Raw genomic sequence first — 23,163 nt, 5'->3', positions numbered from 1 at the left:
GCTTATAGCGAGCAAGACCGTCTGGATGCGAAGTCCGACGGTCTTGTTTTTGCGCTTTACGTCTACTCGCTTTCGGCACGTACTGCCGCAATCGCTTCGTACAGGGCATGCAAGCTCTCCAGGCTTTGATTGTCCACTGTAAAAAGGATCTCTCCAAACTGGTACAAATCCCGTTCTGCTCCCGGCAGTCGCCGATTTTTGGGATCGCCTTCCCATTGGGCATCTACGCATTTTTCCGGCTGCTCAAGGTAATGGCGGACGTTGACATGGGTTTCCAGCACGCCCCGAAACTGCTCCATGATCCGGGCGTGTCGTTCATCGTTTTTCGCCAGACGGTAGAGCGCCATTTCGATCTGCAGCCAGCACGTTACATAGAAGTGAAACTCCAAAAACAGCGTCGTCAACGCCCCGTTAACCGCCTGCTGCCGCTGTTGCCGTTCATCCTCCTTTGCGCCTGTCCACTCTGCCAGCGCCCGCTTCACATCCGCTTTCTTCTCCTGGATCAGATCGTAGTGGTTCACAGCTCCCCGGTAAAATTTGCGGACGATGTTGTAGAGCATCTCCGGTGTGCGCGGCGGCAACCCCTGGTACCGGTTTTGTACATCTCGCATAAGCAGCTCGCCTCTTCTCTTCGTAATTCTCGCTGACGGCTTTTCTTTCTCTCATTGTACCCTACCAGCTAAAAAGAGCAAAAGCCCGCTGATGGCGGTCAGCGGGCAGGGGTTTGCTACTATGGGTACTGCTTACAGGGTTTTCATGCCTGGCTTCCAGTTTGCCGGGCAAAGGCCACCAGCCTGCAGCGCCTGCAGGATGCGGAGCGTTTCGTCAACGCTGCGGCCGACGTTCATGTCGGTAACAACCTGATAGCGGAGAATGCCTTCCGGATCGATGATAAACAGTCCGCGGTGAGCGGCACCGGTCTCTTCATCCAGAACGCCGTAAGCTTCCGCAGTCTTTTTGGTGATGTCGCTGGCAAGCGGAAAGTTGACCTCTCCGATGCCTTGTTGGTCGCGAGGGGTGCGAATCCATGCGCGGTGAGTGTGCACGCTGTCTACAGATACACCCAGTACTTCGCAATCCAGATCCTCAAATTCCGCGATGCTGTCGCTGAAGGAAGTCACTTCTGTCGGGCATACAAAGGTAAAGTCAAACGGCCAGAAGAACAGGATCAGCCACTTCCCTTTGTAATCCGCCAGAGTCGCGCGCTCCTCCAGCGTCTCCAGATTTTTTGTGGTCACCATATTAAAATCAGGTGCTTTTTTTCCTACTTGCAGTTGTACGCGATCGCTCATTGATGTCCAGCTCCTCTCATTTTTACAGATGTCTGTTCCTGATTATTCGGCTGCTTCAAGCGCAGCCAGCGCTTTCTTGATCCGATTCGGGTTGAAGCCGAGAATCTGCTTTTCGCCGATCAGTGTCAACGGAACAGACATCATTCCGAGACGGGCCAGCTCTTCGCGGTAGGCTTCATTCTCGTCAATATTGCGTTCATCATAGGAAATGTTTTGTTCTTCCAGATACGTTTTCAGCTGCTTGCAAAAACCGCAGTTTGTGCTGGAATATACGATTGCTTGTGCCATGTTCACTCTCTCCTTGCCGAGGGTTTTATTTGTATTGGGGAACGATCTTGCTCCGTTTGTTGATATACCTGTCGACAGCCATTGCCGCGATCGCTCCGTCAGCGGCTGCCACCACTGCTTGCTTGACAGGCGTTTTGCGAACTTCGCCCGCGCCGAATACTCCCGGCACAGAGGACTGCATAAATTCATCCAGGATCATGAAGCCTTCATCATCAAGCGGTACCTGATCTTCGAGGAAATCCGTTCCGGGCTTGCTTCCCGAGAGGAAAATAAACACTCCGTCCACCGAGACGAGCTCTTCCCTGCCATCTGCGTGGCGTATTTGAACACCTTCGACAGACTGCTCTCCGACAATTTCCACGGGACGAGTGCGGAACAAAAATTCCGTTTTGGGCAGCTCGGGTACTTCGTCTACCCCTTGGAGCTCAGCCCGGGGAACGATGAAGACAATCTTGTCTGCAAACTTGGTCAGTGCATGCGCCTCTTCCAGCGCTTCCTCGGAATCCCCGATCACCGCAACACTTTTTCCTTGGTAAAAAGCTCCGTCGCACGTAGCGCAGGTACTGATGCCTCGGCCCAGCAGCTTTTCTTCGCCAGGGAGCATGCGGTTGCGCCCTTTCGAGCCGGTTGCCACAATCACGGCCTTAGCCTCGAATGTGCCGTCTGCGGTGTAGATGCTTTTGACCTCATCCTCCACATCCACAGCGGTAATCGTTGTTTGCAGGAATGTCGCACCAAAGCTCTCCGCCTGCCTGCGCATAATGTCCAGCAGCTCTTTTCCCGTCATCTCGCCTTCCGCCCCTGGGTAGTTGGCGATTTTATGTGTCAGCGCCAAGGCCCCCGTATTGGGTGCTTTGTCGATCACCAGTGTCTTTAAGTTGCCGCGCGCCGTATAAATCGCTGCAGATGCTCCTGCTGGTCCACCGCCGATGATGATTACATCGTACATGCACGCATTCACCTCACGATCCATATTTTATAATTATTATTAACTAGTAACAGTTATCATTTTACCCAATACAATATAAAAGTCAATATCTTTTTGTAATTATTTTAAATAAAGGGCAAATTGCTCTTGCTTCTTTCCAAAAGATGCATTACTTTTTAAAGGAGGAAACTGTTCAAAAATCACCCAAAATGAAAATCCAGGTAACGAACGCTGCCACTAGATGGCAGCTTTCGCGCTTTACAGGGGATGAAACTGTTTCTCACTTCATATATGAAAGGAAGACATGCCGATGAAAAACATGGATTATCACCATCTCGATCACGTCAAAGACCAGCAGACATCCAAAAAGACACTGTGGATTACGCTGTTCATTACCCTGTTCTTCACCATCGTCGAAATCGTTGGCGGACTGCTTTCCAACTCGCTCGCGCTCCTGTCGGACTCCGCACATATGATCTCGGACGTCCTGGCGCTGGGACTGAGTATGACAGCCATCTACATGGCCTCGCGGAAACCGAATAGCCGCTATACCTTTGGATACCTGCGTTTTGAAATCATCGCATCCTTTCTCAACGGAGCGGCGCTCGCCGTCATCGCGGTCGGAATCTTCATCGAGGGGATCAAACGGATGATCACTCCGCAGGACGTGGATCTCAAGCTGATGCTGACGATCGCCTCCATCGGCTTGGTCGTCAACATCATCCTGACCGTCGTCTTGAGCCGCAGTTCGAAAGAAGAGGAAAATTTGAACATCCAGAGCGCCCTGTGGCACTTCATCGGGGATTTGCTCAGCTCGGTCGGGGTTATCCTGTCTGCCGTCATCATTTACTTTACCGGCTTCACCATTTTTGACCCGTTGATCAGTATGGTGATCGGCGCGATCATCTTTACCGGCGGAGCCAAGATCATCCGGGCATCGTACCTGATTATTATGGAATCCGTTCCGGAAAAGTTTGACCTCGAAGAAATCCGCCAGGACATAGCGGCGGTGGAGGGTGTCGAGGACGTGCACGAAATGCATCTTTGGGCAATTTCGACTGACCATTATTCGATTACCGCCCACGTGTTTGTCCGCGAAGATATTCAGCCGTTCTGCGTTATCCTGGCAGTGAATGAGACTTTGAAGAACAAGTACGGCATCAATCACTCCACGATCCAGGTGGAGCATGCGCAATTCCACGATCACGGAGAGTACGGGAAGATGTTTCTGCAGCAGCGGGAGGAGCAGTTTTCTTCCTGATCCGATTGCCTTTCGTCCTGGCTGGCAGCCATTGTCAATAATAAAAGCCGCTTTTCCGGGATTCCGGGAAAGCGGCTTTTTGTGCGAGTCGGCACCTGTTCATATTTGCGTGTGGAAATGGCCCGCCAAGCTGCCGGCGATAGCGTGCTCGTGCTTCTTCGCTTCTTTGCTTTTTTGCTTTTTTAGCTTATTCGCTTCTTAAACGGCTTCGCCGCCGCTTTGATCCATATACATGACTTCCCACAGATGGCCGTCCATATCCTGAAAGCTCCAGCCGTACATAAAGCCGTGGTCAAAGCGGTCATTTGAAGCTTTTCCGCCTGCTTCCAGCGCTTTGTTCACAATCTCATTGACCTGCTCCCTGCTCTGGGCCGATAACGCCATAATCACTTCCGTCGTTTTTGTTGCATCGGACAGCTCTTTTTTGGTAAATGTCTGGAAGAAGCTCTCGACCAGCAGCATGACAAAGGTGTTGTCATTGATAATCATGCAGGTAGCATTCTCATCTGTGTACTGGGGATTGAATTCGAATCCGATTTTCGAAAAAAAGTCGATGGATTTGTTCAGATCCTTTACTGGAAGATTCACAAACGTCATTTTCGCTTGAAGTCCCACGATCAATCACCTCTACGTTATTTTTTGCGGTTGGTTTGGCAAGATAGGCCTATTCTAGCATGTGCCTTTTGGCTTCATTTCTTATGAATTGCTATGTTTGCAATCTGCAGACAAATTCGTTTCCTTTATTCGAGACTTTCTGCCAATTAGACGAATATACTGTTTACATAATTATTTTGCGATTGCGAAAACTGCCGAACGCATTGACGTATTCAACCATTCAAGCTAAAGTACCCCTATCGCTTGAACGCGAAAAAGCGAAAAAGCACAAAAGCATAGCCGCACAAAAGCGGCGGTGCAGACGAGTAGGAGTCGTTATTGCCATGAACAAATCGATCACCTTTGGGCAGAGCCTCTCTGTTTTGCTTGTTGTCTTTGCCATATTGTTTCCCGCCCTGTTTTTCGGAAAAGCAGAGCCTCATATGCCATTATTGACCGCTCTCGTAGCATCCGCGGTTTTTATCCGCCTTTTCGGAGTGACGTGGGAGGAGATGGAGGAGGGCATTATCAAAGGCGTTCAGTCAGCTGTCGCCCCCCTGCTCATCCTGTCTCTCATCGGCATCCTGATCGGTGTTTGGATGTTGAGCGGGACGGTGCCGACCATTTTGTATTACGGGATTTCTTTGATTTCGCCGGAGTATTTTACGATCAGCGCTCTGTTTTTGACCATTCTCGTCTCAACAGCCACAGGAAGCTCCTTTACGACTGTCAGTACGGTCGGGGTAGCGTTGATGGGGGTAGCCACTGCACTGGGGATGGACCCGCTTGTTACGGCTGGTGCCGTCATTTCAGGGGCCTGTTTCGGGGACAAAATGTCTCCATTGTCCGACACGACGAATTTTTCTGCGGCTGTAGCCGGTGTTCCCCTGATGTCGCACGTCCGTTTCATGACCCGAACGACGGTACCTGCGATTGTCTTGACGGCTGTCTTTTTTGCCTTTCAGAGCCAGCCTGACGCCGTCAATCTGTCCAACATCGCGCTTATCCAGGCGGAGCTGGAGAAGCACTTCTCGCTGTCGGTCTTTACACTGCTGCCCGCTGTGGTCGTGATCGGGTGCTCCCTCTGGCGCAAACCGATCCTGCCCACGCTGATCGCGGGTATCGCCAGCGGAATTGTTACCGCAGCCATATTCCAGGGAAAACACTCGCCGCTTGCGTGGCTTTCCGTGATGCAGAACGGATTCCACGGCGAGTTTTCAAATGAAATCGTCGGCTCGATCGTGAACCGCGGCGGGCTGATGTCGATGACGTGGTCGCTGTCGTTGATTCTGATCGCCCTTTCGCTAGGCGGTCTGTTGCAGCGAAGCGGAGTCTTTCATGCCCTCTTTGGTTCCTTGCTCAAGCGAATCAGGCACGAGGGCGGCATCATTACCATGGCAGGCTCGTCCTCCATACTCGTGAACGGGTTGACTGGCGAGCAATACCTTTCCATCCTGCTGCCGGGGCAGATGTTTCGTGATTCCTTCGAATCCAGAGGCATTTCTCGCGTAAGGCTCTCCCGCACGCTGGAGGATTGCGGTACGCTGATCAATCCCCTGATCCCGTGGGGCGTAAGCGGTGCATTTTTCACTTCCACCCTGCATGTGGCAACACTGGATTATTTGCCGTACGCCCTGTTCCTCTGGCTGTCGCCGCTCTTTACCTTTTTGTTTGCCTGGATCAGGAGATAAGTTATCCCGCTCCGTAAACGGTCGCACAGTTTTTTCCTCTTTTCTTGGAGCGGTACAGCGCCTCATCCGCGGCCCGTTTCAATCCGTCCGCGCTGTCGGCATGATCGGGATAAAGCGCGATCCCGGCACTCACTGTTGCCGGGATGAGCCGCCCTTGATAAACCAGCGGGTGTTTGTACAGGTATTCACGGATGGCGAGCACCTTGTCCATCATTTCGCGCAGGGTTGCATCGGGAGAGAGAAGCATGAATTCGTCGCCGGCGTATCGGTAGACGCTCTCCCCTGCTCCCGCGTTCACTTTCAGCGCCTCGGCGATACAGCGGATCAACTCGTCTCCTACGTGATGACCGTATTGGTCGTTCACTGCTTTCAAATGGTCCGAATCCAGCATGATCAGTGCTACGGATGACTGCCCCTCTTCCAGAAGCTTCTCCAGATCGCGGTGAAAAGCCCGATAATTCAGGATTCCGGTCAAATCATCCCGAAAGGACATCTGGTACATCCGATCGTACAGCCTCGCTGTCTCGACCGCGCTGGCTACTTGAGAGCCGATGATTTTCAGCAGTTCCTCGTGCTCTTTTTTGTAGGCAAACTCCCGATACGATTGCGCGGAAATGACGCCTTTCATCTGATTCCCCAGCATCAAGGGGACAAAAATGCACGTATTTGTGTCGCTTTCGGGATTGCCCCAACGAACGGCAGAGGCGCCCACTGTTTCATCCCGGGAGGTACGGAGATGTACGGTTTCACGAGTCGCAATCACTTTGGAAATAATCCCTTCCCCGTAAGGAAGCGTGATCGGACCGTAATTGACTCCTGAATCGATACTGATCGGGATTTGAATTTCACTGTCGCCTTCTTCGTAAAGCGCGATAAAAAAGGCATCCGTCCTCATTACACGGGAAACCAGCTCAAAGGCCTTCGTGAGTATCTCTTCCTCATCGTAGGTTCTGGAAAACGTGTGGCTGAGGTCATGCAGTATTTTCAAATGCTCGGATAGCCAGGACAAATGTGCCACTTTTTCATTTAGTTTGACTATTTTGTCCAGAATCTGCTCGTGCTGCTCCAGTTCGGAAACACCCAATATCCCTCCCAGTTCCCGAGAGATTGCGAATATTTCTTCCCGGTCAACAGACTCGATATGGTTTAGCCATTGGTTGTACCGATCGAGCAATCGCTTTACGGACTCTTCCCTTGACCACGTATTCTCTACCATGCACTACCCCCTCGTACACTCGGGCAATCCAATCAATTTTCATTGCAATCTAGGAATTCGGAATCAGGACTGCCTTTTTGTCTCCAGAAAGCGTTCGACCGCAGCCCTTATCGCCTGCAATACAGCCCCTTGTCCCGGCGCCAGAAAACGCTCCTGAACGACCTGGGTGATCTCCGTCATCCCGCCTGCAACCGACCTGCCGCGAAGCAGGCCGGCTAAAAAATCGCTGGTCTTATCCATCACAAAGGTAAAGCTGGCGTCACAAATGACTTCCTTCTCTACATCGATGATGAGCACGCAGCCAACTACTGAAGATACTTCATACAGAGTCGTTCCTTTTGGAATTTGAGCAAACCCAGCCGTAAGTACAGTTTTTGCTTGAGACCAGTCGGTCATCTGCCTCTGCCTCCCTTTTACTTCCGTGTCCAGGAGTGTTCCCGCCTGTTCGATGCATCTATTTGTCGTGTTCCTTCCCCCGTGGGACGAGAAAACGGCTACCCCGGTTGTTGGAAATAGCCTATCGCCTTTTCTTCTACTAAGTACAACCAATATTACCCTATTCCCTCTGTTCTTACCATCCCTAATGCAGTTTGCGTTGCGAAATCTTCTCCCAAGTCGCAACTTGCACATGCGCTGGCAGTTCAGCTTCGTTTACAGTGAACGAAAAAAAGAGGCACCGATATCGATGCCTCAAACGCATAGCCTGTATTTCACTCATAATTATCTCTCTACCTTTTTTCCATGGCCAACCGCAGCTTTCCGCCAGCCTGGTTCAATCGCTCCCGTGCTTCTTCTGCCGAAAGTCCGGTCTGCTTCATCACGATCGCTACCCGGGCGTCTCCGCCTGCGAGCGTGATATGCCGCTCCGCCTCCTCGTAGCTGGCCCCCGTCACCTCCATGACGATGTGCTTGGCCCGCTCCCTGAGCTTCTGGTTGGTCGCCTGGACATTTACCATCAGATTGCCGTAAACCTTGCCGAGGTGAACCATGCTGGCTGTCGTCAGCATATTCAGCACCATTTTTGTGGCCGTGCCTGCCTTTAACCGCGTTGAGCCGGTCACCACCTCGGGTCCGACCACGATGTTGATCGAGACGTCGACTCCCTGGCTGATGTCGGGGGTAGGATTGCAGGACAGCGAGATCGTCACAGCCTGTCTCGCTTTGGCTGCCTCCAGTGCTCCGATGACATAAGGTGTCCTTCCGCTGGCGGCTATGCCCACCACTACATCACCCGCGCGGACACCGCTGCGCATCACGTCTTCTTTTCCGAGTTCTGCCGAATCCTCCGCTCCCTCGATCGCCTCCACCAGCGCATCAACCCCTCCGGCGATCACGCCCCGGACAAGCTGCGGATCTGTGCCGAACGTCGGCGGGCATTCGGAAGCATCGAGGACTCCCAACCGTCCGCTCGTACCGGCGCCAAAATAGAAGAGTCGCCCTCCGTCCTCCAGCGCACGCGAAATCAAATCGACTGCCCTGGCCACCTGGGGCAAAACCTGCTCGACGGCATGCGCTACTTTTTTGTCCTCTTCGTTCATCAGTGTCACAATCTCCAGGCTGGTCATCTGGTCCAACGCTTCACTAGCTGCATTTCGCATTTCCGTAGTCAATTCATGCAAGTTTTCACCCATGGGCGTCCTCCTCTGCTCCTTCTGTTTGCTTCCCTGCAAGTCTTTTTTTCATCTGCTCATCGATTGGCAGCCCGGCCCGCAGCAAAGCTGCAGCCAGGCATCCCGATACGGGAGTTGCCTGCGGAATGATTACATCAAAGCGGGCCATTTCCAAAAGTCGTCTTCTCAGCATCGTATCTGACTCCAGCAGCCCGCCTGCCAGAACGACAGGCATGCTGCTGGAAGTCCGCGTCCGGCATGTCTCGACCAGCTCCAAAAGCGAGCGGGCAGCCTGGTTGATGCAACGAATCGCTGCTTCGTCGCCGCATGCAGCCGCCTTCTCAGCCAGGACGCTCGCTTCAGCCAGGTCCTTGCGGGGGTTTGGCGAGCCGTACAAGCGGGCGATCAATTGATCGGGCCGGTCGATTCCAAAGTGGCGATTCAAAAGCTCGCTCAAAAGCGTCGGAGCCCCGCGGCCGTCGAGTGCCCGCAAAACAGCAATGACCGCCTGTCTGCCCAGATCATAGCCGCTGCCTTCATCCCCCAAAAGATACCCCCAACCGCCGACCCGATGGCGCTCTCCCGCAGATGTCAGCGCGTAGGCGATCGAACCGGTACCGGCAATCAACACGATACCCGGCCCGCCCCACGTACCGGAATAGAGGGCACCTGCAGCGTCATTGTCGATGTGGAGACGTCCTCCCCACGACGGTCCGAATGCGCTCTCAATCCAGCCTTTTACCTCTGGCCGGTCAGCACCCGCTATGCCGAGGAAGATCCCCTCCACGTCATCCGCCGTACCGCCAGCCTGTACGATCAGTTCGTCTATGAGCTGACGCAAGGTGTTTTCGACCTGCGGCCAGGGCCGGGAAAGCGGGTTCGCACCTTCTCCGACGGCAAAGCCGACAATCTCTCCCGTTTCATCACAGATCGCAGCCTTGGTTTTGCTGCCACCTCCATCCATTCCGATAAATAAACGTCGCGCCTTATTTAACTGCACCAGCCGTCAACCCTTCCATAAATTGCCTGGATGCCATCAAAAATACCGCGATCATCGGCAAGGCAGAGAGGGTCAAGCCTGCGAACAGCAGACTCCAGTCCGTCTCGTACTCGCCGAACAGCACCATCATCCCCACCGGAATCGTTTTCAGCGCTTCATCCTGAATAAAGATCAGCGGAAAAAAGAAGTCGTTCCAGGCATGAATAAAGTTAATGATTACGACCGTCCCCAAAGCGGGGCGGATGAGCGGCAGCAGGACTCGCCAAAATACCTGAAAGTGATTGCAGCCGTCGATCCTCGCCGCTTCCTCCAGCTCCACAGGCAGCGTCCGAAAAAAGCCTGTCAAGATAAACACGGAGATCGGGATGCCGCTGGCCGTATAGATCAAAATCAGCGACCAGAGCGAATTGAGCAGCCCCAGCTTTTTCATCAGCAAAAAGAGCGGGACGATCCCGAGCTTGATCGGAATCATCAGCCCGAGCAGAAAGAAGAAGTAGAGCAATCCCGTCCATCTGTACGAAAAACGCGCCAGATAAAAAGCTGCCATGGCGGACGTGACCGTGATCAGAAGCACGGATGTGACACTGACCACGACGCTGTTCATTAGAAAATCGGCAAAGGGCACGACCTCCCACAGCTTCCGGTACGTGTCCAGACTGAACGTCTTCGGCAATGCCAGCGGACTTGTGAAAATCTCCGCATTTGTTTTAACAGACGAGCTGACCATGAGGACGATGGGATAGAGGGCTACCAGTACGAAAAGGTAGGCAAAAAGATACTGCAGGGAACGTCTGCCGATGCCAGCTCTCATGCCGCTCTCCTCCTTTTGGGCGGCATATCTGCTACATGCCGCTTTGAATCACGCCGCTTTTTTGTAGTCGAAGGCCTGCTTCCTGGTTGTCTGGATCAGTGCTGGATTTCACGCTTACGCATCACCCTGAGCGAGAAAGCCGATACGGAGGCTACGATGAAAAACAGCACGACGGCAAGTGCAGAGCCGAGTCCGATGGAAACATCCCCTGCTCCTCCCGAACCGCTGAAGGCGAGCCGATAAAAGTAGACCGCGAGCGTATCGGTAGAGTGGAACGGCTCTCCCATCGAGCCCTGCATCGCATATACCAGCTCAAAAGCTTCAAACGCCTGAATAAACGTGAAAATGGTCATGATCGTGATCGACGGCATCATCAGCGGCAAAATGATGCGTCCCAGCATAGTGATCCCCTTGGCTCCATCCAGCCTCGCCGCCTCGATCAGCTCCTCCGGGATGGATTGCAGGCCCGCGAGGAAGATCAGAACGGCAAAGCCGATCCCGAACCAGCAATTGACCAATATAATCGCAAGCAGTGCTGTATCCGGGTCCCCCAGCCATGGCTTGGCCCACTCCTCCAGCCCCAGCTTTGCCAGGAACGTATTGAGCGCCCCGTAGTTCGGATTCAGGATCAATTTCCACAAAAACCCAACCACAATGACGGAAAGCAGCCGCGGCATGAAGTACGCAATCTTGAGAAAGCCCGCTCCGCGAATTTTGCGATAAATCAGAAAGGCGAGGATAAACGCAATTCCGTTCTGGACGACCATCTCGACGAGAAAATAGATGACGTTGTGTCCAAAGGCATTCCAGAACAGTTTGTTAAACGGCTCCACCTGAAACAGCGTCAGGAAATTTTGCAGGCCGACAAACGCTCCCCGGGCTATCCCTTTCCACTCGTACATGCTGTAGGTAAAGGCAGAAAGGATCGGATAGACAACGAACAGTGTATACAAAATGAAAGCAGGGAGAGGGAACAGATGCAGCAACCAGCGCGCCTTCGATTTCCTTTTTGGCTGTACCTGCTCCCGCTCGGGTACGCCCATGACGACCACCCCTTGTATGTCGGCGGCAAAGGGCTGAGTGACCAGCCCCTCTACCGGCCGAATCCATTCTCTTTGTTATTTTTTGAATGTGGGGAACCAGCTCGCCGCCGATTTCTGCACCTCTTGGCTCACCTGCTCCGGTGTCAATTTGTTCAAGTACATGCCTTGCAGCGCGTTTTCAAGCGTTTGCTTGGTCGTCGGATTGCCTTCTGCAAAGTGGACCACCATCAGGTAAGGGGTCGAGCTGCTGGCTGACAGCTCCGCCATTTTGTTGACGAGCGGATCGCTTGTCGTTACACCGGGGATGGCACTGATGCGTTTGAATTCGTTGGCAAACAGCTCACCGAACTTCTTGCTGGCCATAAACTCGAGAAACTTGAGCGCTTCCGCTTTATGCTTGGACTTTGCGTTGACCGCGTAAGAACCGTCTACCCACGTCGTCAAAACGGTTTTTCCGTCATCCGTCGGCATCGGGAAGAAATCGAGCGGCAGATCGGGATTCATTTTCTGCAATCCTTCCAGCTCAAAGCTTCCGTTAATGAACATAGCGGCTTTCTCCGTGAAGAACATCGTCCGGGTGTCATTCAAATCAAGTCCAACAAAATTTTCCGGGAAATAAGGAACCAGCTCTTGCATGCGCTGAATGGATTTGACGAATTCAGGGCTGGTAAAGTCAGCTTCTCCATTCAGGATTTTACCTACGAAAGCATTGCCATTGTACGTTCCGGGAGCGATGACGCCGTGGCTGAGCGAGAGCAGCCAGCCTTCCTTGGCTCCGAAGGCAAATGGCACCACACCTTTGTCTTTCAGCGTCTTGGCCGTATTGATCAGTTCGTCCCAGGACTTCGGTTCACTCAAACCGTTCTGTTCAAACAGTTTCTTGTTGTAATAAATTTGTGTCGAGTTGAGTGAGAGGGGAACGCCGTACACTTTTCCATCTTTGCCGGTAGAAGCTGCAAGTACGTCCTTCGAGAAATTCTCGATGCCTGGCAGTTGATCCAGCGGCTCCAGATGCCCTGCTTCGGCAAGAGAAATTCCGGGAGCGTACGGGCGAAGCTGCAAAATGTCAGGGCCGCTGTCGCTCTGCAGAGCAGTGTTGAGTATGGTGTTGTACTCCGTTGCCTTGAACGGCTTGAAGTCAATCTTGATGCCGGGATTCTCTGCTTCGAAAGCCTGAATGATTTTTTTGTAGCCCTCAGCGTCCTCCACGCGCCAGCTGTGCATGGATAACGTCACTTGCTCAGCCCCGCCGCCAGCGCTGCTGCCTGGATTGCCGGTCTGCCCCCCGCTCTGTCCATCTCCGGCAGGCGAACTATTCGTCCCTCCGCTGCATCCGGCGAGCACCAGCATAGCAGTCAGCATAGCGGAAACAAATGCGCGAGATCGGTACCTCCTCATCCTCTTTCATCCCCCTTTTTTCCACTGCTTTGGCTTTATTAGGTCAGGCTCTTTTTGAGTTGAGCCGTGACTGCGTCATGCAGAACAGGACGAAGCTTGCGCAGGCTGTGGTCCCGTCCCAAATGAACCGCATTGGTCAAAAAGACGACTGCCAGCTCCTGTTCCGGATCGATCCAGAGACTCGTTCCGGTAAATCCCGTATGCCCGTAGCTGGAGGGAGAAAAGCCGGAGCCGCAACTGTTGCCGCCCTCATGACCGTTTATCTCCCAGCCGTACCCGCGGTTTCCTCCCTTGCCTTCCGTGTGATTGCGGATCGCTTGGCTTCGGATTTCCCGGGAGATTAGCGGCGGTGCGCCGGTCATCCACATCTGTGCATAGCGGCAAAGGTCATCCGCCGTCGCGAACAGGCCGGCGTGGCCTGCTACCCCGCCCATGACAAAGGCTTTTTCGTCATGAACCTCACCGGAAATGTACCGGTTTGTCAGACGGCAAAACTCCGTAGACGCAATATTCGGAAAAAACTTGGCATACGGACGGAAACAAGTCTGTCTCATCTGGAGCGGTGTCCATACCCTTTTCTCGAGAAACTGGTTAAAAGGCTCATGGGTGATCTTCTCGATCAACAGCCCCAGCCAGATCATGCCAATGTCGCTGTAGACGACGCGCTCTCCCGGGGCGTGTGCCAACGGAATTTCATAGAGCAAGTCCGGCAACGCGATAGAGCCGTCACGCCTGCGCTCCGCAAGGTCTGCGGGCAATCCGGACGTATGCGTCAACAACTGGGCGATCGTAATTTCCCGCTTTTCTTCCGGGCAATCAGGGAAGTATCGGGAAAGCGGATCGTTTTCGTGAAGCAATCCTTCCTGCAGCAAAAGCAGTACGGCAGGTAGCGTCGACGTCACCTTGGTAAGAGACGCCAAATCGAACAAGGTATCCGCTGAAACGGGCCGCCCCTGCGGGGTACAGCTTGTTTTGCCGACATCGGCGGCATAGATTACTCGTCCTTTTCGCATAATGCGCAAGGCAGCGCCCGGCACTAGTCCTTCCTCCACCCACGTCCGCAGCAATTGTCCAACCGCTTCCATCCTCTGCTCCCCTTTTCTCACGACCGCTTGGTACGGCTGACAGCCAACCGGGTCTTTTCCAGTAGTGGAATCACTTCTTCCTGCTGTCTGCTGACGAGGGTAATAAACAAAATATCAATCACATTCAGCTGCGCAATGCGGGACGCCATGGCCCCGCTGCGGATGCTTTTCTCCACGGAGCTGGTGAACAGCCGGATATCGGCCAGCTCCGCGACCGGCGAGGGACCGAATTTTGTCAGCGTAATAATCGTCGCGCCCTGCTGCCTGGCCTCCGTGAGCGATTGGATGATGTCCTCTGTTTGTCCCGAATAGGAAATGCCGAAGGCCACGTCCCTCTCGGACAGTGTGACTGCCGAGGTCAGCTGCGCGTGAAAATCGGAGTATGCTTCGCACCACAGATTGATGCGGGAAAACTTTTGCCGAATATCGGCGGCGATGACGGCAGATGCGCCGACTCCGTACACGTCAATCTTGCGGGCTTTCGCCAGCGCATCGACGGCCCTGGCAACCTCTTCTCCCGACAGAACGGAAAGCGTATCCTGAATCGACTGGATATTGTTCCAACTGACCGCCTGCATGATCGACTCTACCGAGCCTTCCATCATGATTTCCTTATAGCTGCCCGTCGCCGTCTGTTTATTCAGATCACCGGCGATGCGCAGCTTCAACTCCTGGTAGCCCTTCATGTTCAGAGAACGTGCCAGCCGGATAATCGTCGCCTCCGAAACACCGCTCAACTCCGCAAGCTTTTGTACCGAAAGCTTGACCACCTCTTCCGGATGGGCGAGAATAAAATCCGCCACTTTCCGTTCGGATGGCTTCAAGTCCTCCAAAATGGCCTGCAAACTGACAAGACCTCCATGTAGCATCCTCACACCGACCTTTTACCAAATCTTACCTACATTGTATGAAATTTTATTTCCATCGTCAATTAGTCGATAATAAATAATATTACAGCACCGAACAAAAAATGTCCCTCTTTATCAATGGTCAAGACCCCATTTAGTGGACAGTAAGAAAAAACCCGACCGTTAGACCGACAGCTGACGTCTGAATTCAACAGGCGTCAGCCTTTTTAATTTTCGTTGTGGTCGACTTTGGTTGTAGAATTGAATATATTCCTCAATTCGCCTTTGTGCCTCATCCACACTTCGGATATCATAAGGGTAGAGCCCTTCCGTTTTGAGATGCGAGAAGAAGCTCTCCATCGAGGCATTATCATAACAGTTGCCTCTCCGAGACATGCTGATTTGGGCGCCAACCTTCGGCAACATGTCGTGGTAAGCGTAGGACGTGTACTGGAATCCCTGATCGCTGTGAACGATCAGTCCAGTCACGTCTTTCGTCTTTTTAAAGGCTTTCTCAAAGGTCCGTAGGACCAACTGATTGTCGTTGCGAACTCCAATGTGGTAAGCCACAATCTCATTATTAAACAAATCCTTAATAGCAGACAGGTAGAGCCACGTATCCGCGACACGATACTGTGTGACATCGGTTACCCATTTTCGATTAGGTGCATCCGCTTTGAAATTCCGCTGCATCACATTCTCAGCGACTCGTCCACCTTCGGTTGAAGCATAGTGACCTCGATATTTGCGGCGTATTCGAGAACGGAGCTTCATTTCTTGCATCAGACGTAGTACCTTCTTATGGTTGACCCATACCCCGTGATCTCGTAAGAGAAACAGCTGGGTTTGTCGATACCCATATTTACCATCATACTTCTTATAAACTACTTTGATGAGGTCTTTCACGGGCTTGTCCCGGTCCGCTTGTTGCCGTTTCAAGTATGCATAGTATCCACTTCTTGAGACTCCAAACAGCTTGCAAAGTTCACTAGTCGTATACTCACCAGCTACTTGCTTGATCGCCTCATACTTATGGGCTGCACCTCCCGCATCCAGATTTTCAAACACTTTTTTAGCATCGAGTTCTCTCGTTTTAGCTTTTTAACATATCGATCTTGATCAACATATTCTTCACGTCTACCTCGTTGATCCATCAACCCAAATTCGCCTAACTGTTTATATTTTTTCATCCATACTTTAAGCCGGTGGCGGTCCGGAATCCCCAGATGCTCCATGATTCGACGGTATGTCCATCCTTCTTCGATATGCAGTCGTATGGCTTCCACCTTTAATTCGTGAGAATAACTTCTAAACGTTTGCCCCTTTTTCACCATAAAAAATGCACCCCTTAAATTTCATCGGATTTACCAGGGGTTTAATCCAATGTCCATTCTAAGGGGTGCACTTCACAAACGCAGAGGGACATTTTTTTCGCTATGCTAGTTTCTTTTTTGTTGGATCGAAATGATTCCCATGCCATCCGCAGTCATGAGCACCGCGCCGTTTTTCCCGGGCCAGACTTTGCTGAAAACAAACTCCGGATCGTTTCCCACCAGAATAAACCTCTCCTTGCCATCCTTGTCGAGTCCGTACAAGTTTCCGCCGTAATCGGCAAAGTAGAGATTTCCCTCTGCATCCGAAAATCGTTCCCAACTGACGAACCCTGTCTCTCCCTCAGGTGTGTGATAGCTCCACAACACCTTTCCCGTCCGGTCTATTTTTCCTATGGTGTTATTGCTGAGGGGAATGTAGTAACCGCCCGTTCCATCATTCGGGATGCCCAGCTTGGACAGGATGTCATGATCTACGGGTGCCTCAGCGATATCCTTGCCATCGGCGGCGTTAAAGAAGTGAAGTCCTTTTTCCCCCAGTACGTAAACGATACCATCGGACGAATAGTACTGGTCTCCCCAGTCGAGCCCTTCTCTTTTCCACCTGATCTTGCCAGCTTCGTCCAACCCGATAAACGTTCGCCCGTCCAACCCGACGACCAGCGTGCGCTTGGACTCAACCCAGTCGATACTGTGCACGCTTGGGAACAGTGCTCCCTCCTGCAATGGGACTGTACTCAGAATTTCTTTGTTGCTCCAGCGTACGTTTCCTTCCTTGTCCACTGCCGTGACGCCTTGATCGGTGAGCAAAAAGAACGTGCCGTTACTGGCCACATCGAAATCCCGGTAGCTGCGGCTGAGCATATATGGAAACTCGATCGCCCGAAGCTCTTTTCCTGTTTTATCCACTACAATCACATAGCCGGGCGCTTCCCATTCGTACTCCAGCGTGTTGTCCCAGATGACGTACAGCAGTCCGTCACGCCCCATCTCCAGATAATGGGCCCAGTACATCCACAGATCGCTTTTGCCCAGCAGCTTTCCTTCTTGATCGAGACGATAGAGAAAACCGTCCGCCCCGGTCACATACATGATCCCTTGTTCGTCGGTAACCACGTTGGAGAGATATTCGTTTTCCAGCGAGTTTTGCCACTTTACTTCGTACTTGTCCCCACCCTTGAGAATTAGCGCCTTGCTTTCTCCATTTTGCGAGACGATAACGGAGGTCTTCACCTCGGGCAAAGAGACCGTTTCCGCAGTTTGCGGCTGCCCTGCTTGAGTCTGGCCGTGTGCAGCAGTCGGCAGAATCAAGGCGAGTGCAAGCGCGAGCAGTGCGACTTTTGTCTTTGCCCCTGTCCTTATGTTCATCAACGCAGCCCCCAATGCCAAAAATTTCCGTTCCCTACTCCATCTTACTTTCCTCCCGGTTTGCCTTATTCCTGCTTTGCTTCCTCTTACTTTTACGTTTCCGCTTCTTTCCTCCTGGTTTGCTCCCGTTTTTTTCCTGGTTTGCTCCTGGTTTATTCCTGCTTTGTCCCTATTTGTCCCTGCTTTATCCCAGCCGGCTAATCCGGCGCAAAAACCCGATTTTTCCGATACTCTTGACCTTTCCGCCGCGTCAACCCTTACACTTGAGCTCGCAGAATGGACGAAGGAGGAAATGGAATGAAACGTATCTTGATTAAAGAAGGCACCATTTTGAGCATGAAGGAAGGCGAGCAGGCCTTTACCGGCGATCTGCTGATTGAAGGGGATAAAATCGCGATGGTGGCCCCGATGATCGACCAACCCGCGGATCAAGTGATCAGCGCCAAAGGCATGGCAGTCATGCCCGGTCTGGTCAATGCCCACAATCACGGGGCGATGTCGCTTCTGCGCGGCTTTTCCGACGATCTGAAGCTGATGGATTGGCTGGACAAAAAAATGCTTCCGGCCGAAGCGAGGATGACGGAGGAAGACGTCTATTGGGGGACGAAGCTGGCGATCGCGGAAATGATCCGCTCGGGCACCACCACGTTTGCCGACATGTACGTCTGCATGGATGCTGTAGCGAATGCGGTCGTGGAAAGCGGCATGCGGGCCTCGCTCACTCGCGGGCTGGTGTTCCTGCAGGATGACGGAGGCAGGAGAATGCGGGAAGGAATCGATCTGGTGGAAAAATGGTCTGGTGCCGGAGATGGCCGCATCACCACCATGTTCGGTCCGCATGCCCCCTATACCTGCCCTCCTGAACCTTTGCGCGAGGTAATTGCGCTTGCGCGTCAGCGGCGCATCCCGCTTCACATCCACCTCGCGGAAACCAAGGAGGAGACCGTGAAGATTCGGGAAAATTACGGCGAGACCCCTACCGAATACCTCTACCATCTCGGCATGTTCGAGCATACGCACGTCCTGTTGGCCCACGCCGTCCATCTCACCCGCAAGGATATCGGGTATTTGCGCGGCATGCGCGGCGGTGTCGCCCACAATCCGGTGAGCAACCTCAAGCTTGGCTGCGGCATCGCGCCAGTCATGGAGTTCAAGCGGCAAGGCATCACGGTCGGGATGGGCACAGACGGGGCGGGCAGTGCCACGACACTCGACATGTTCGCCGAGATCAAGGCAGCCACCTGGATGCAAAAGCTCGACTACGGCGATCCGACTCAGCTTTCGGCAGAGGAAGCGCTCCGCATGGCGACGATTGAGAGCGCCAAGCTGCTCGGCATCGACCATGAGGTTGGGACGCTGGAAGCGGGGAAAAAGGCCGACCTGATCCTGATCGACTTGAATCAGCCGCACCTGCAGCCCATTCACAATCTGTTTTCACTAGTTGCCTACAGCGTCAATGGCTCAGACGTCGACACCGTTATCGTAAACGGACAAATTCTGATGAGACAGCACCAACTGACGACCCTCTCCCGGGAGGAGATTCAGCGGGAAGCCGCCAGTCGGGCTGCCCGGTTGGTAGAAGGGCTGTAGGGGAAAACGGGAGAACGAAACAATGCCGTCCTGTCGCGGGACGGCTTTTTTCATTTATGATGGCGGTATTAATATATGGCCTCACCCTTTTCCTCTCTCCCGACGGTACCGGCTCGGGCCATGCTATTCTCGATATCCCGTTTTTTGGTTTTGCTTTTGCACGGACGTTTGTTTGACTCCGATGATCTGCTTGTTCCCGTCGTTATTCTCGGGATCGGCATGGTGCTGAAGCTGCTCGTCCATCTTCTCTATTTGCAGTGGCAGGCCTCGCTTTGCAAAACGGCAAAACGATCAGTGCTGCCAACAGAAAGCATATCCCTGCCGCGCCATAGATGAGTTCCAGCGGGAGCGTCCTGGCTGCTATGCCGGATACGCTCATCATCACTACCATCGAACCGGTCATCAGCGGCGTCCGAATGCCGGTAACCCGGCCGATGTATGCTTGTTCGGTGTGCATCATGACCAGAGCGTTGTTCCCGATGAAAATGGCAGGTTGCAGAAGCGCGATCAAAAACTGGGCCGCCATCGTCAGCCATAATACAGTAGACAAGCCAGACAGGATGATGCCAGCCGCATTCACAGCCAGCCCAAGCATGAGAAATCGCTGAGGCGCTATCTTGGCGGCCAAGCGAAAGGTCAACAGCCCTCCGATGATTTCGCCGACACCGTATGGGATTGTCATCCATTGCAAATCCTGTGCGGACAAACCCAGTCTTTCCGTGACGAGAAAGATTCCGAGCGGAGATATCAAACCGACGCCAAGTCCAACTGCCAAGAAGCACAGGTTTAAGGAGACGAGAACTTTTTTCGCCGCGACGTAACGGATACCGTCCACCATGTCTTGCATCACCGATGTCTGCATGCCCCTCTCGCCAGCGCCAGCCTGGTTGTCAGGCGGGATAAAAACCATCGCACACGCCGAGAAAAGAAAGGCTATCCCCGTCAGCAGGATAGAAAGGTAGATTCCGAGAGCTTGATACGCGATTGTGCCGAGAATCGGCCCGAGAACCATAAAGATGGAAAATACGGTTTGCAATAGCGACATGCCAGCCTGGGCCTGTTCGGCCGGCACGTGCAGCTTGAACAGCTTCATCCCGGCAGGCTGCGTGATTTGCGATAGGACAGCGGAGCAGCATGTCGCAAAAAACACAGCCGCCCACATCCCTGATTCGAGTGCAAGCAGCACGACGCCAACTGAAAGGGCGCTTGCCAGTTCAGACCAAATGATCGTCTTTTTCGGACGCCACCGATCCGCCAGCACCCCGCCAATCAACGAAAAAAGAAAGATGGGCGCGTATTCGGCAACCGAGATCATGGATACGGCAAAAGCGTCTCCGCCGGTTCTCTCCATGACATAAAAGAGGATGGCGAAATTTCGTATCCATATTCCGAGCTGGGAAAACACGTTTGCGATGAGGACCATCCGTATAAACGGGTTGCGCTGCAGCATTCCGAAAGTCGGCATGTTCATATTCCTCCCCTTGCTGCCATCTGGCAGGTGAATGTCGCATTCACTCTACCTCCTCCTGCAGCAGGAGAGTCAAACGTTTTTTTCCGTATTCAGAATGTCTTGACTCTGACCTAGGAGGAGCCTTTACGCTATGAACAGAGAGGAGTGGGATGAAAATGCTCTACACGGTAAAAGAAATCGCCGCGCTGTCAAACGTAACGGTAAAGACTTTGCATCACTATCACTCCATCGGCCTGCTGCTGCCATGTGAGATTAGCGAAGCGGGGTACCGCCTGTATGGAACAAAAGAGCTGGAGCGTCTGCAGCATATTTTGTTTTACAAGGAGCTTGATTTCCCGCTGGAAAAAATCATGCAACTGCTCGAAGGCGCCCCTGATCGGCTGTCCATTCTGGCCAGTCAGAAGGAGCTTCTGCTCGCCCGCAAGCAACGGATGGAAAGAGTCATTCAAACGCTGGACGAATCGATTTCACATGCCGAGAACGGTGAACAGATGAATCAGGCAGAGATGTTCAAGGGGTTTTGTGACGAAGAGGAGTGGATGGAGGCACTGGCCGAACAAAAACGGTATTTGGAGGAGACCTATGATTTTTCTCTTCCTTCCATCGACTCGTCCGAGGTCCCGGCGATGAACCAAATGGCGCGGGAAGCGAAGCGATTTACGGATGGAATGGCGGATTTTCTGGCGAAGGGCGTCAAATTTGACGATGAGAGTATACACAGGCTGATTTCCGAGCATATCGCCTTCTTGAATCAGAGCGGACATGCGACCAGCGCTGACGATTTTGCGGCACGAACGCGCTTTTTCCTGGATGACGACTTTCACCGAAAGATGCTTGAGGAACAGCAGACAGGTCTTGCTTACTATTTATCCACTGCTGCGGAATCATTTGCAGCCAAGGAAAAAAGTGGGACTGAAGCGAAAAAGTACGACTGAAGCGAAAAAACCGCCGCAACCACTGATCGTTGCGGCGGTTTTCCATGCTTCCAAGCATCCATGCAATATTCAAACAAGGTGAGAAACATCCACCTATCGATTGAGCAAAAAGACCCCCCAAGACAGATACACCGTGTACAATGCCCACAGCAAATAGGGGATGAGCAGATAGGCCGCCGCCCGCTTGCGGGGCCGGATCATTTTGATCAGCAGCCAGGTGGAATAAGCGACAAGCACGGTGTCTGCCGCCGCTGGCAAGAGCAGATGCTTCTCTACGAAAAGCCAGGTAAACACCTGAACGACTGCCCAGTTGATAAAAAACAGCAGCAGGGTTTCTCCATCCATTTGCCGGCTTCTGGCCAATTGGACAATCGATAACGATATAAGTGCATATAAGATTCCCCACACGACGGGAAAGACGCTGGCGGGTGGAGTGCCTGGCGGTTTGGCAAGCACCTCGTACCAGGCCCCACCCTCCGGATAAAGAAAGCCTGCCCATGAGTATATCGCATAGAGGGCGAAAAACAACAGCGCGGAGGTACCGATTTTCACCGCACATCCCATCCTTTGACATCTGATCTTCTTGCCATAGTTTATGAGACGTGCCTTCGTTTCATCACGATTTGTCCAACGGGATTTTAACGTCCTCCGGCTTTGATCAGCATCTCTTCGATTTCGCGGTATCCGCGCTTTTTCGCATGGGCAAGCGGCGTTACCCCGTCCTTGTCGGGAATATTCACGTCGGCTCCGTGATCGATCAGCAGCTGCACGATCTGCTGATGGGCCTCTCCTCCGTCGCTGAGCACGATCGCTTCCATCAGCGCTGTCCAGCCCAGATTGTTCACGTGATTGACATCTACACCAGAGCGGGCGAGCAGCTCCTGTACAACTTCTACATGCCCTCTTTCCGACGCTGGGATCAGAGCTGTCCCGCCGTATCTGTTGGTGAGCTTCGGATCGGCACCCGCATCAATGGCCAGCTTGACGATATCCAGAAGTCCCTCTGCCCCCGCATACAAAAACACGTTATCCAGGCGGTTGTCCCGGATATGAATATCGGCCCCGGCTTCGATGAGCGCTTTGACCGTTTCCGCGTGATTGCCATGCGTAGCTGCCAGCACCGCCGTCCGTCCTTTTTCATCCGCAGCATTGATGTCCGCACCTTTTTTGAGCAGCTCCAGCACCGCAGCCGTTTCCCCTTTTTCCGCCGCCTTGATGAGCTCCTGGCCCATATTTTCCTGCACCACTGTTTGTCCACTCTCCTTTGCTCTATTCTGTGCATCCTGCAGAACTTCCCCTGTGCTTGCAGGCTCCCCGCAGCCTGCCAGAATCAAAAAAGAAGAAAAGAAAGTCACAGCCAGACGGATCACGAATCCTTCCCTCCCTTTGCTCATTCGCTTCCT

24 protein-coding genes are annotated in these 23,163 nt (G+C 52.9%); 4 read left to right on the top strand and 20 right to left on the bottom strand.

The annotated features are described in order from the left end of the window. Positions 1–62: 62 nt before the first annotated feature. From NSQ24_RS07420 to NSQ24_RS07405, 4 genes are all read right to left on the bottom strand, one after another. A complete protein-coding gene (locus NSQ24_RS07420) occupies positions 63–611 on the bottom strand; it encodes a hypothetical protein (RefSeq protein WP_024983168.1) in 549 nt (182 codons plus the stop codon). 132 nt (positions 612–743) lie between these two features. Next, positions 744–1,292 (bottom strand): peroxiredoxin, encoded by a 549-nt coding sequence (locus NSQ24_RS07415; RefSeq protein ID WP_024983167.1) that lies wholly within the window; start codon positions 1,290–1,292, stop codon positions 744–746. Between the two features lie 42 nt (positions 1,293–1,334). Further along, the gene (locus NSQ24_RS07410; protein ID WP_003388021.1) at positions 1,335–1,580 is read right to left on the bottom strand and encodes a glutaredoxin family protein; all 246 of its coding nucleotides are present in this window, start codon (positions 1,578–1,580) and stop codon (positions 1,335–1,337) included. 25 nt (positions 1,581–1,605) lie between these two features. Then, positions 1,606–2,529, bottom strand: coding sequence for an FAD-dependent oxidoreductase (locus NSQ24_RS07405; RefSeq protein WP_003388022.1), 924 nt, complete (start codon positions 2,527–2,529; stop codon positions 1,606–1,608). A gap of 289 nt (positions 2,530–2,818) precedes the next feature. Here NSQ24_RS07405 and NSQ24_RS07400 point away from each other — a divergent pair, with 289 nt between their 5' ends. Further along, on the top strand, positions 2,819–3,769 hold the full coding sequence (locus NSQ24_RS07400) for a cation diffusion facilitator family transporter (protein ID WP_024983166.1): 951 nt from the start codon (positions 2,819–2,821) through the stop codon (positions 3,767–3,769). Positions 3,770–3,967: 198 nt separating this feature from the next. Here NSQ24_RS07400 and NSQ24_RS07395 read toward each other — a convergent pair whose 3' ends face one another. Then, complete coding sequence (locus tag NSQ24_RS07395) at positions 3,968–4,384, bottom strand: VOC family protein (protein ID WP_122958639.1); 417 nt, start codon at positions 4,382–4,384, stop codon at positions 3,968–3,970. Positions 4,385–4,707: 323 nt separating this feature from the next. On the opposite strand from NSQ24_RS07395, the gene nhaC reads away from it, so the two are divergent. After that, positions 4,708–6,054, top strand: a complete 1,347-nt coding sequence (gene nhaC, locus NSQ24_RS07390) for a Na+/H+ antiporter NhaC (RefSeq protein WP_339167541.1) — start codon at positions 4,708–4,710, stop codon at positions 6,052–6,054. Position 6,055: 1 nt separating this feature from the next. On the opposite strand, the gene NSQ24_RS07385 is transcribed toward nhaC, so the two are convergent. The 12 genes from NSQ24_RS07385 to NSQ24_RS07330 all read right to left on the bottom strand — a co-directional run bounded on the left by NSQ24_RS07385 (position 6,056) and on the right by NSQ24_RS07330 (position 17,764). Continuing rightward, positions 6,056–7,270 (bottom strand): GGDEF domain-containing protein, encoded by a 1,215-nt coding sequence (locus NSQ24_RS07385; RefSeq protein WP_003388026.1) that lies wholly within the window; start codon positions 7,268–7,270, stop codon positions 6,056–6,058. Between the two features lie 63 nt (positions 7,271–7,333). Continuing rightward, positions 7,334–7,666, bottom strand: a complete 333-nt coding sequence (locus NSQ24_RS07380; RefSeq protein WP_003388027.1) for a DUF3870 domain-containing protein — start codon at positions 7,664–7,666, stop codon at positions 7,334–7,336. Positions 7,667–7,998: 332 nt separating this feature from the next. Continuing rightward, a complete protein-coding gene (gene murQ / locus NSQ24_RS07375; RefSeq protein ID WP_003388029.1) occupies positions 7,999–8,901 on the bottom strand; it encodes an N-acetylmuramic acid 6-phosphate etherase in 903 nt (300 codons plus the stop codon). Beyond that, positions 8,894–9,880, bottom strand: a complete 987-nt coding sequence (locus tag NSQ24_RS07370) for a BadF/BadG/BcrA/BcrD ATPase family protein (protein ID WP_251246943.1) — start codon at positions 9,878–9,880, stop codon at positions 8,894–8,896. Before NSQ24_RS07370 ends, murQ begins: the two co-directional genes overlap by 8 nt. Next, the gene (locus tag NSQ24_RS07365) at positions 9,867–10,691 is read right to left on the bottom strand and encodes a carbohydrate ABC transporter permease (RefSeq protein ID WP_003388031.1); all 825 of its coding nucleotides are present in this window, start codon (positions 10,689–10,691) and stop codon (positions 9,867–9,869) included. Before NSQ24_RS07365 ends, NSQ24_RS07370 begins: the two co-directional genes overlap by 14 nt. Before the next feature lie 95 nt (positions 10,692–10,786). Then, positions 10,787–11,734 carry a sugar ABC transporter permease gene (locus tag NSQ24_RS07360; protein ID WP_003388032.1) on the bottom strand — a complete coding sequence of 316 codons (948 nt, stop codon included), beginning with the start codon at positions 11,732–11,734 and terminating at the stop codon, positions 10,787–10,789. Between the two features lie 75 nt (positions 11,735–11,809). Beyond that, positions 11,810–13,132: an extracellular solute-binding protein gene (locus tag NSQ24_RS07355; RefSeq protein WP_122958637.1), complete on the bottom strand. Its 1,323-nt coding sequence runs from the start codon at positions 13,130–13,132 to the stop codon at positions 11,810–11,812. Positions 13,133–13,170: 38 nt separating this feature from the next. Further along, complete coding sequence (locus NSQ24_RS07350; protein ID WP_243014435.1) at positions 13,171–14,217, bottom strand: serine hydrolase domain-containing protein; 1,047 nt, start codon at positions 14,215–14,217, stop codon at positions 13,171–13,173. Between the two features lie 17 nt (positions 14,218–14,234). Then, positions 14,235–15,086: a MurR/RpiR family transcriptional regulator gene (locus NSQ24_RS07345; protein WP_024983159.1), complete on the bottom strand. Its 852-nt coding sequence runs from the start codon at positions 15,084–15,086 to the stop codon at positions 14,235–14,237. 162 nt (positions 15,087–15,248) lie between these two features. Beyond that, a complete protein-coding gene (locus NSQ24_RS07340; RefSeq protein ID WP_155808033.1) occupies positions 15,249–16,133 on the bottom strand; it encodes an IS3 family transposase in 885 nt (294 codons plus the stop codon). Continuing rightward, positions 16,073–16,399, bottom strand: coding sequence for a helix-turn-helix domain-containing protein (locus NSQ24_RS07335; protein ID WP_024985204.1), 327 nt, complete (start codon positions 16,397–16,399; stop codon positions 16,073–16,075). Before NSQ24_RS07335 ends, NSQ24_RS07340 begins: the two co-directional genes overlap by 61 nt. Positions 16,400–16,504: 105 nt before the next feature. Further along, positions 16,505–17,764 (bottom strand): PQQ-binding-like beta-propeller repeat protein, encoded by a 1,260-nt coding sequence (locus NSQ24_RS07330; RefSeq protein WP_243014683.1) that lies wholly within the window; start codon positions 17,762–17,764, stop codon positions 16,505–16,507. A gap of 297 nt (positions 17,765–18,061) precedes the next feature. On the opposite strand from NSQ24_RS07330, the gene NSQ24_RS07325 reads away from it, so the two are divergent. Continuing rightward, a complete protein-coding gene (locus NSQ24_RS07325; protein WP_339167536.1) occupies positions 18,062–19,354 on the top strand; it encodes an amidohydrolase in 1,293 nt (430 codons plus the stop codon). 202 nt (positions 19,355–19,556) lie between these two features. Here NSQ24_RS07325 and NSQ24_RS07320 read toward each other — a convergent pair whose 3' ends face one another. Beyond that, positions 19,557–20,819: an MFS transporter gene (locus NSQ24_RS07320; protein ID WP_327955859.1), complete on the bottom strand. Its 1,263-nt coding sequence runs from the start codon at positions 20,817–20,819 to the stop codon at positions 19,557–19,559. A gap of 161 nt (positions 20,820–20,980) precedes the next feature. On the opposite strand from NSQ24_RS07320, the gene NSQ24_RS07315 reads away from it, so the two are divergent. Beyond that, positions 20,981–21,760: a MerR family transcriptional regulator gene (locus NSQ24_RS07315; RefSeq protein ID WP_339168023.1), complete on the top strand. Its 780-nt coding sequence runs from the start codon at positions 20,981–20,983 to the stop codon at positions 21,758–21,760. 93 nt (positions 21,761–21,853) lie between these two features. On the opposite strand, the gene NSQ24_RS07310 is transcribed toward NSQ24_RS07315, so the two are convergent. Together NSQ24_RS07310 and NSQ24_RS07305 are read right to left on the bottom strand one after the other, a co-directional pair. Beyond that, on the bottom strand, positions 21,854–22,312 hold the full coding sequence (locus NSQ24_RS07310) for a TspO/MBR family protein (protein ID WP_339167533.1): 459 nt from the start codon (positions 22,310–22,312) through the stop codon (positions 21,854–21,856). An 86-nt stretch (positions 22,313–22,398) separates the two neighbouring features. Beyond that, complete coding sequence (locus tag NSQ24_RS07305) at positions 22,399–23,049, bottom strand: ankyrin repeat domain-containing protein (RefSeq protein WP_255320283.1); 651 nt, start codon at positions 23,047–23,049, stop codon at positions 22,399–22,401. Positions 23,050–23,163 lie beyond the last annotated feature (114 nt).

The organism is Brevibacillus sp. FSL L8-0520 (assembly GCF_037963895.1).
Taxonomy (GTDB): Bacteria; Bacillota; Bacilli; order Brevibacillales; family Brevibacillaceae; genus Brevibacillus; species Brevibacillus borstelensis.
Note: the sequence above shows the minus strand (reverse complement) of the source record. Positions and strands in the feature narration are given on the sequence as shown.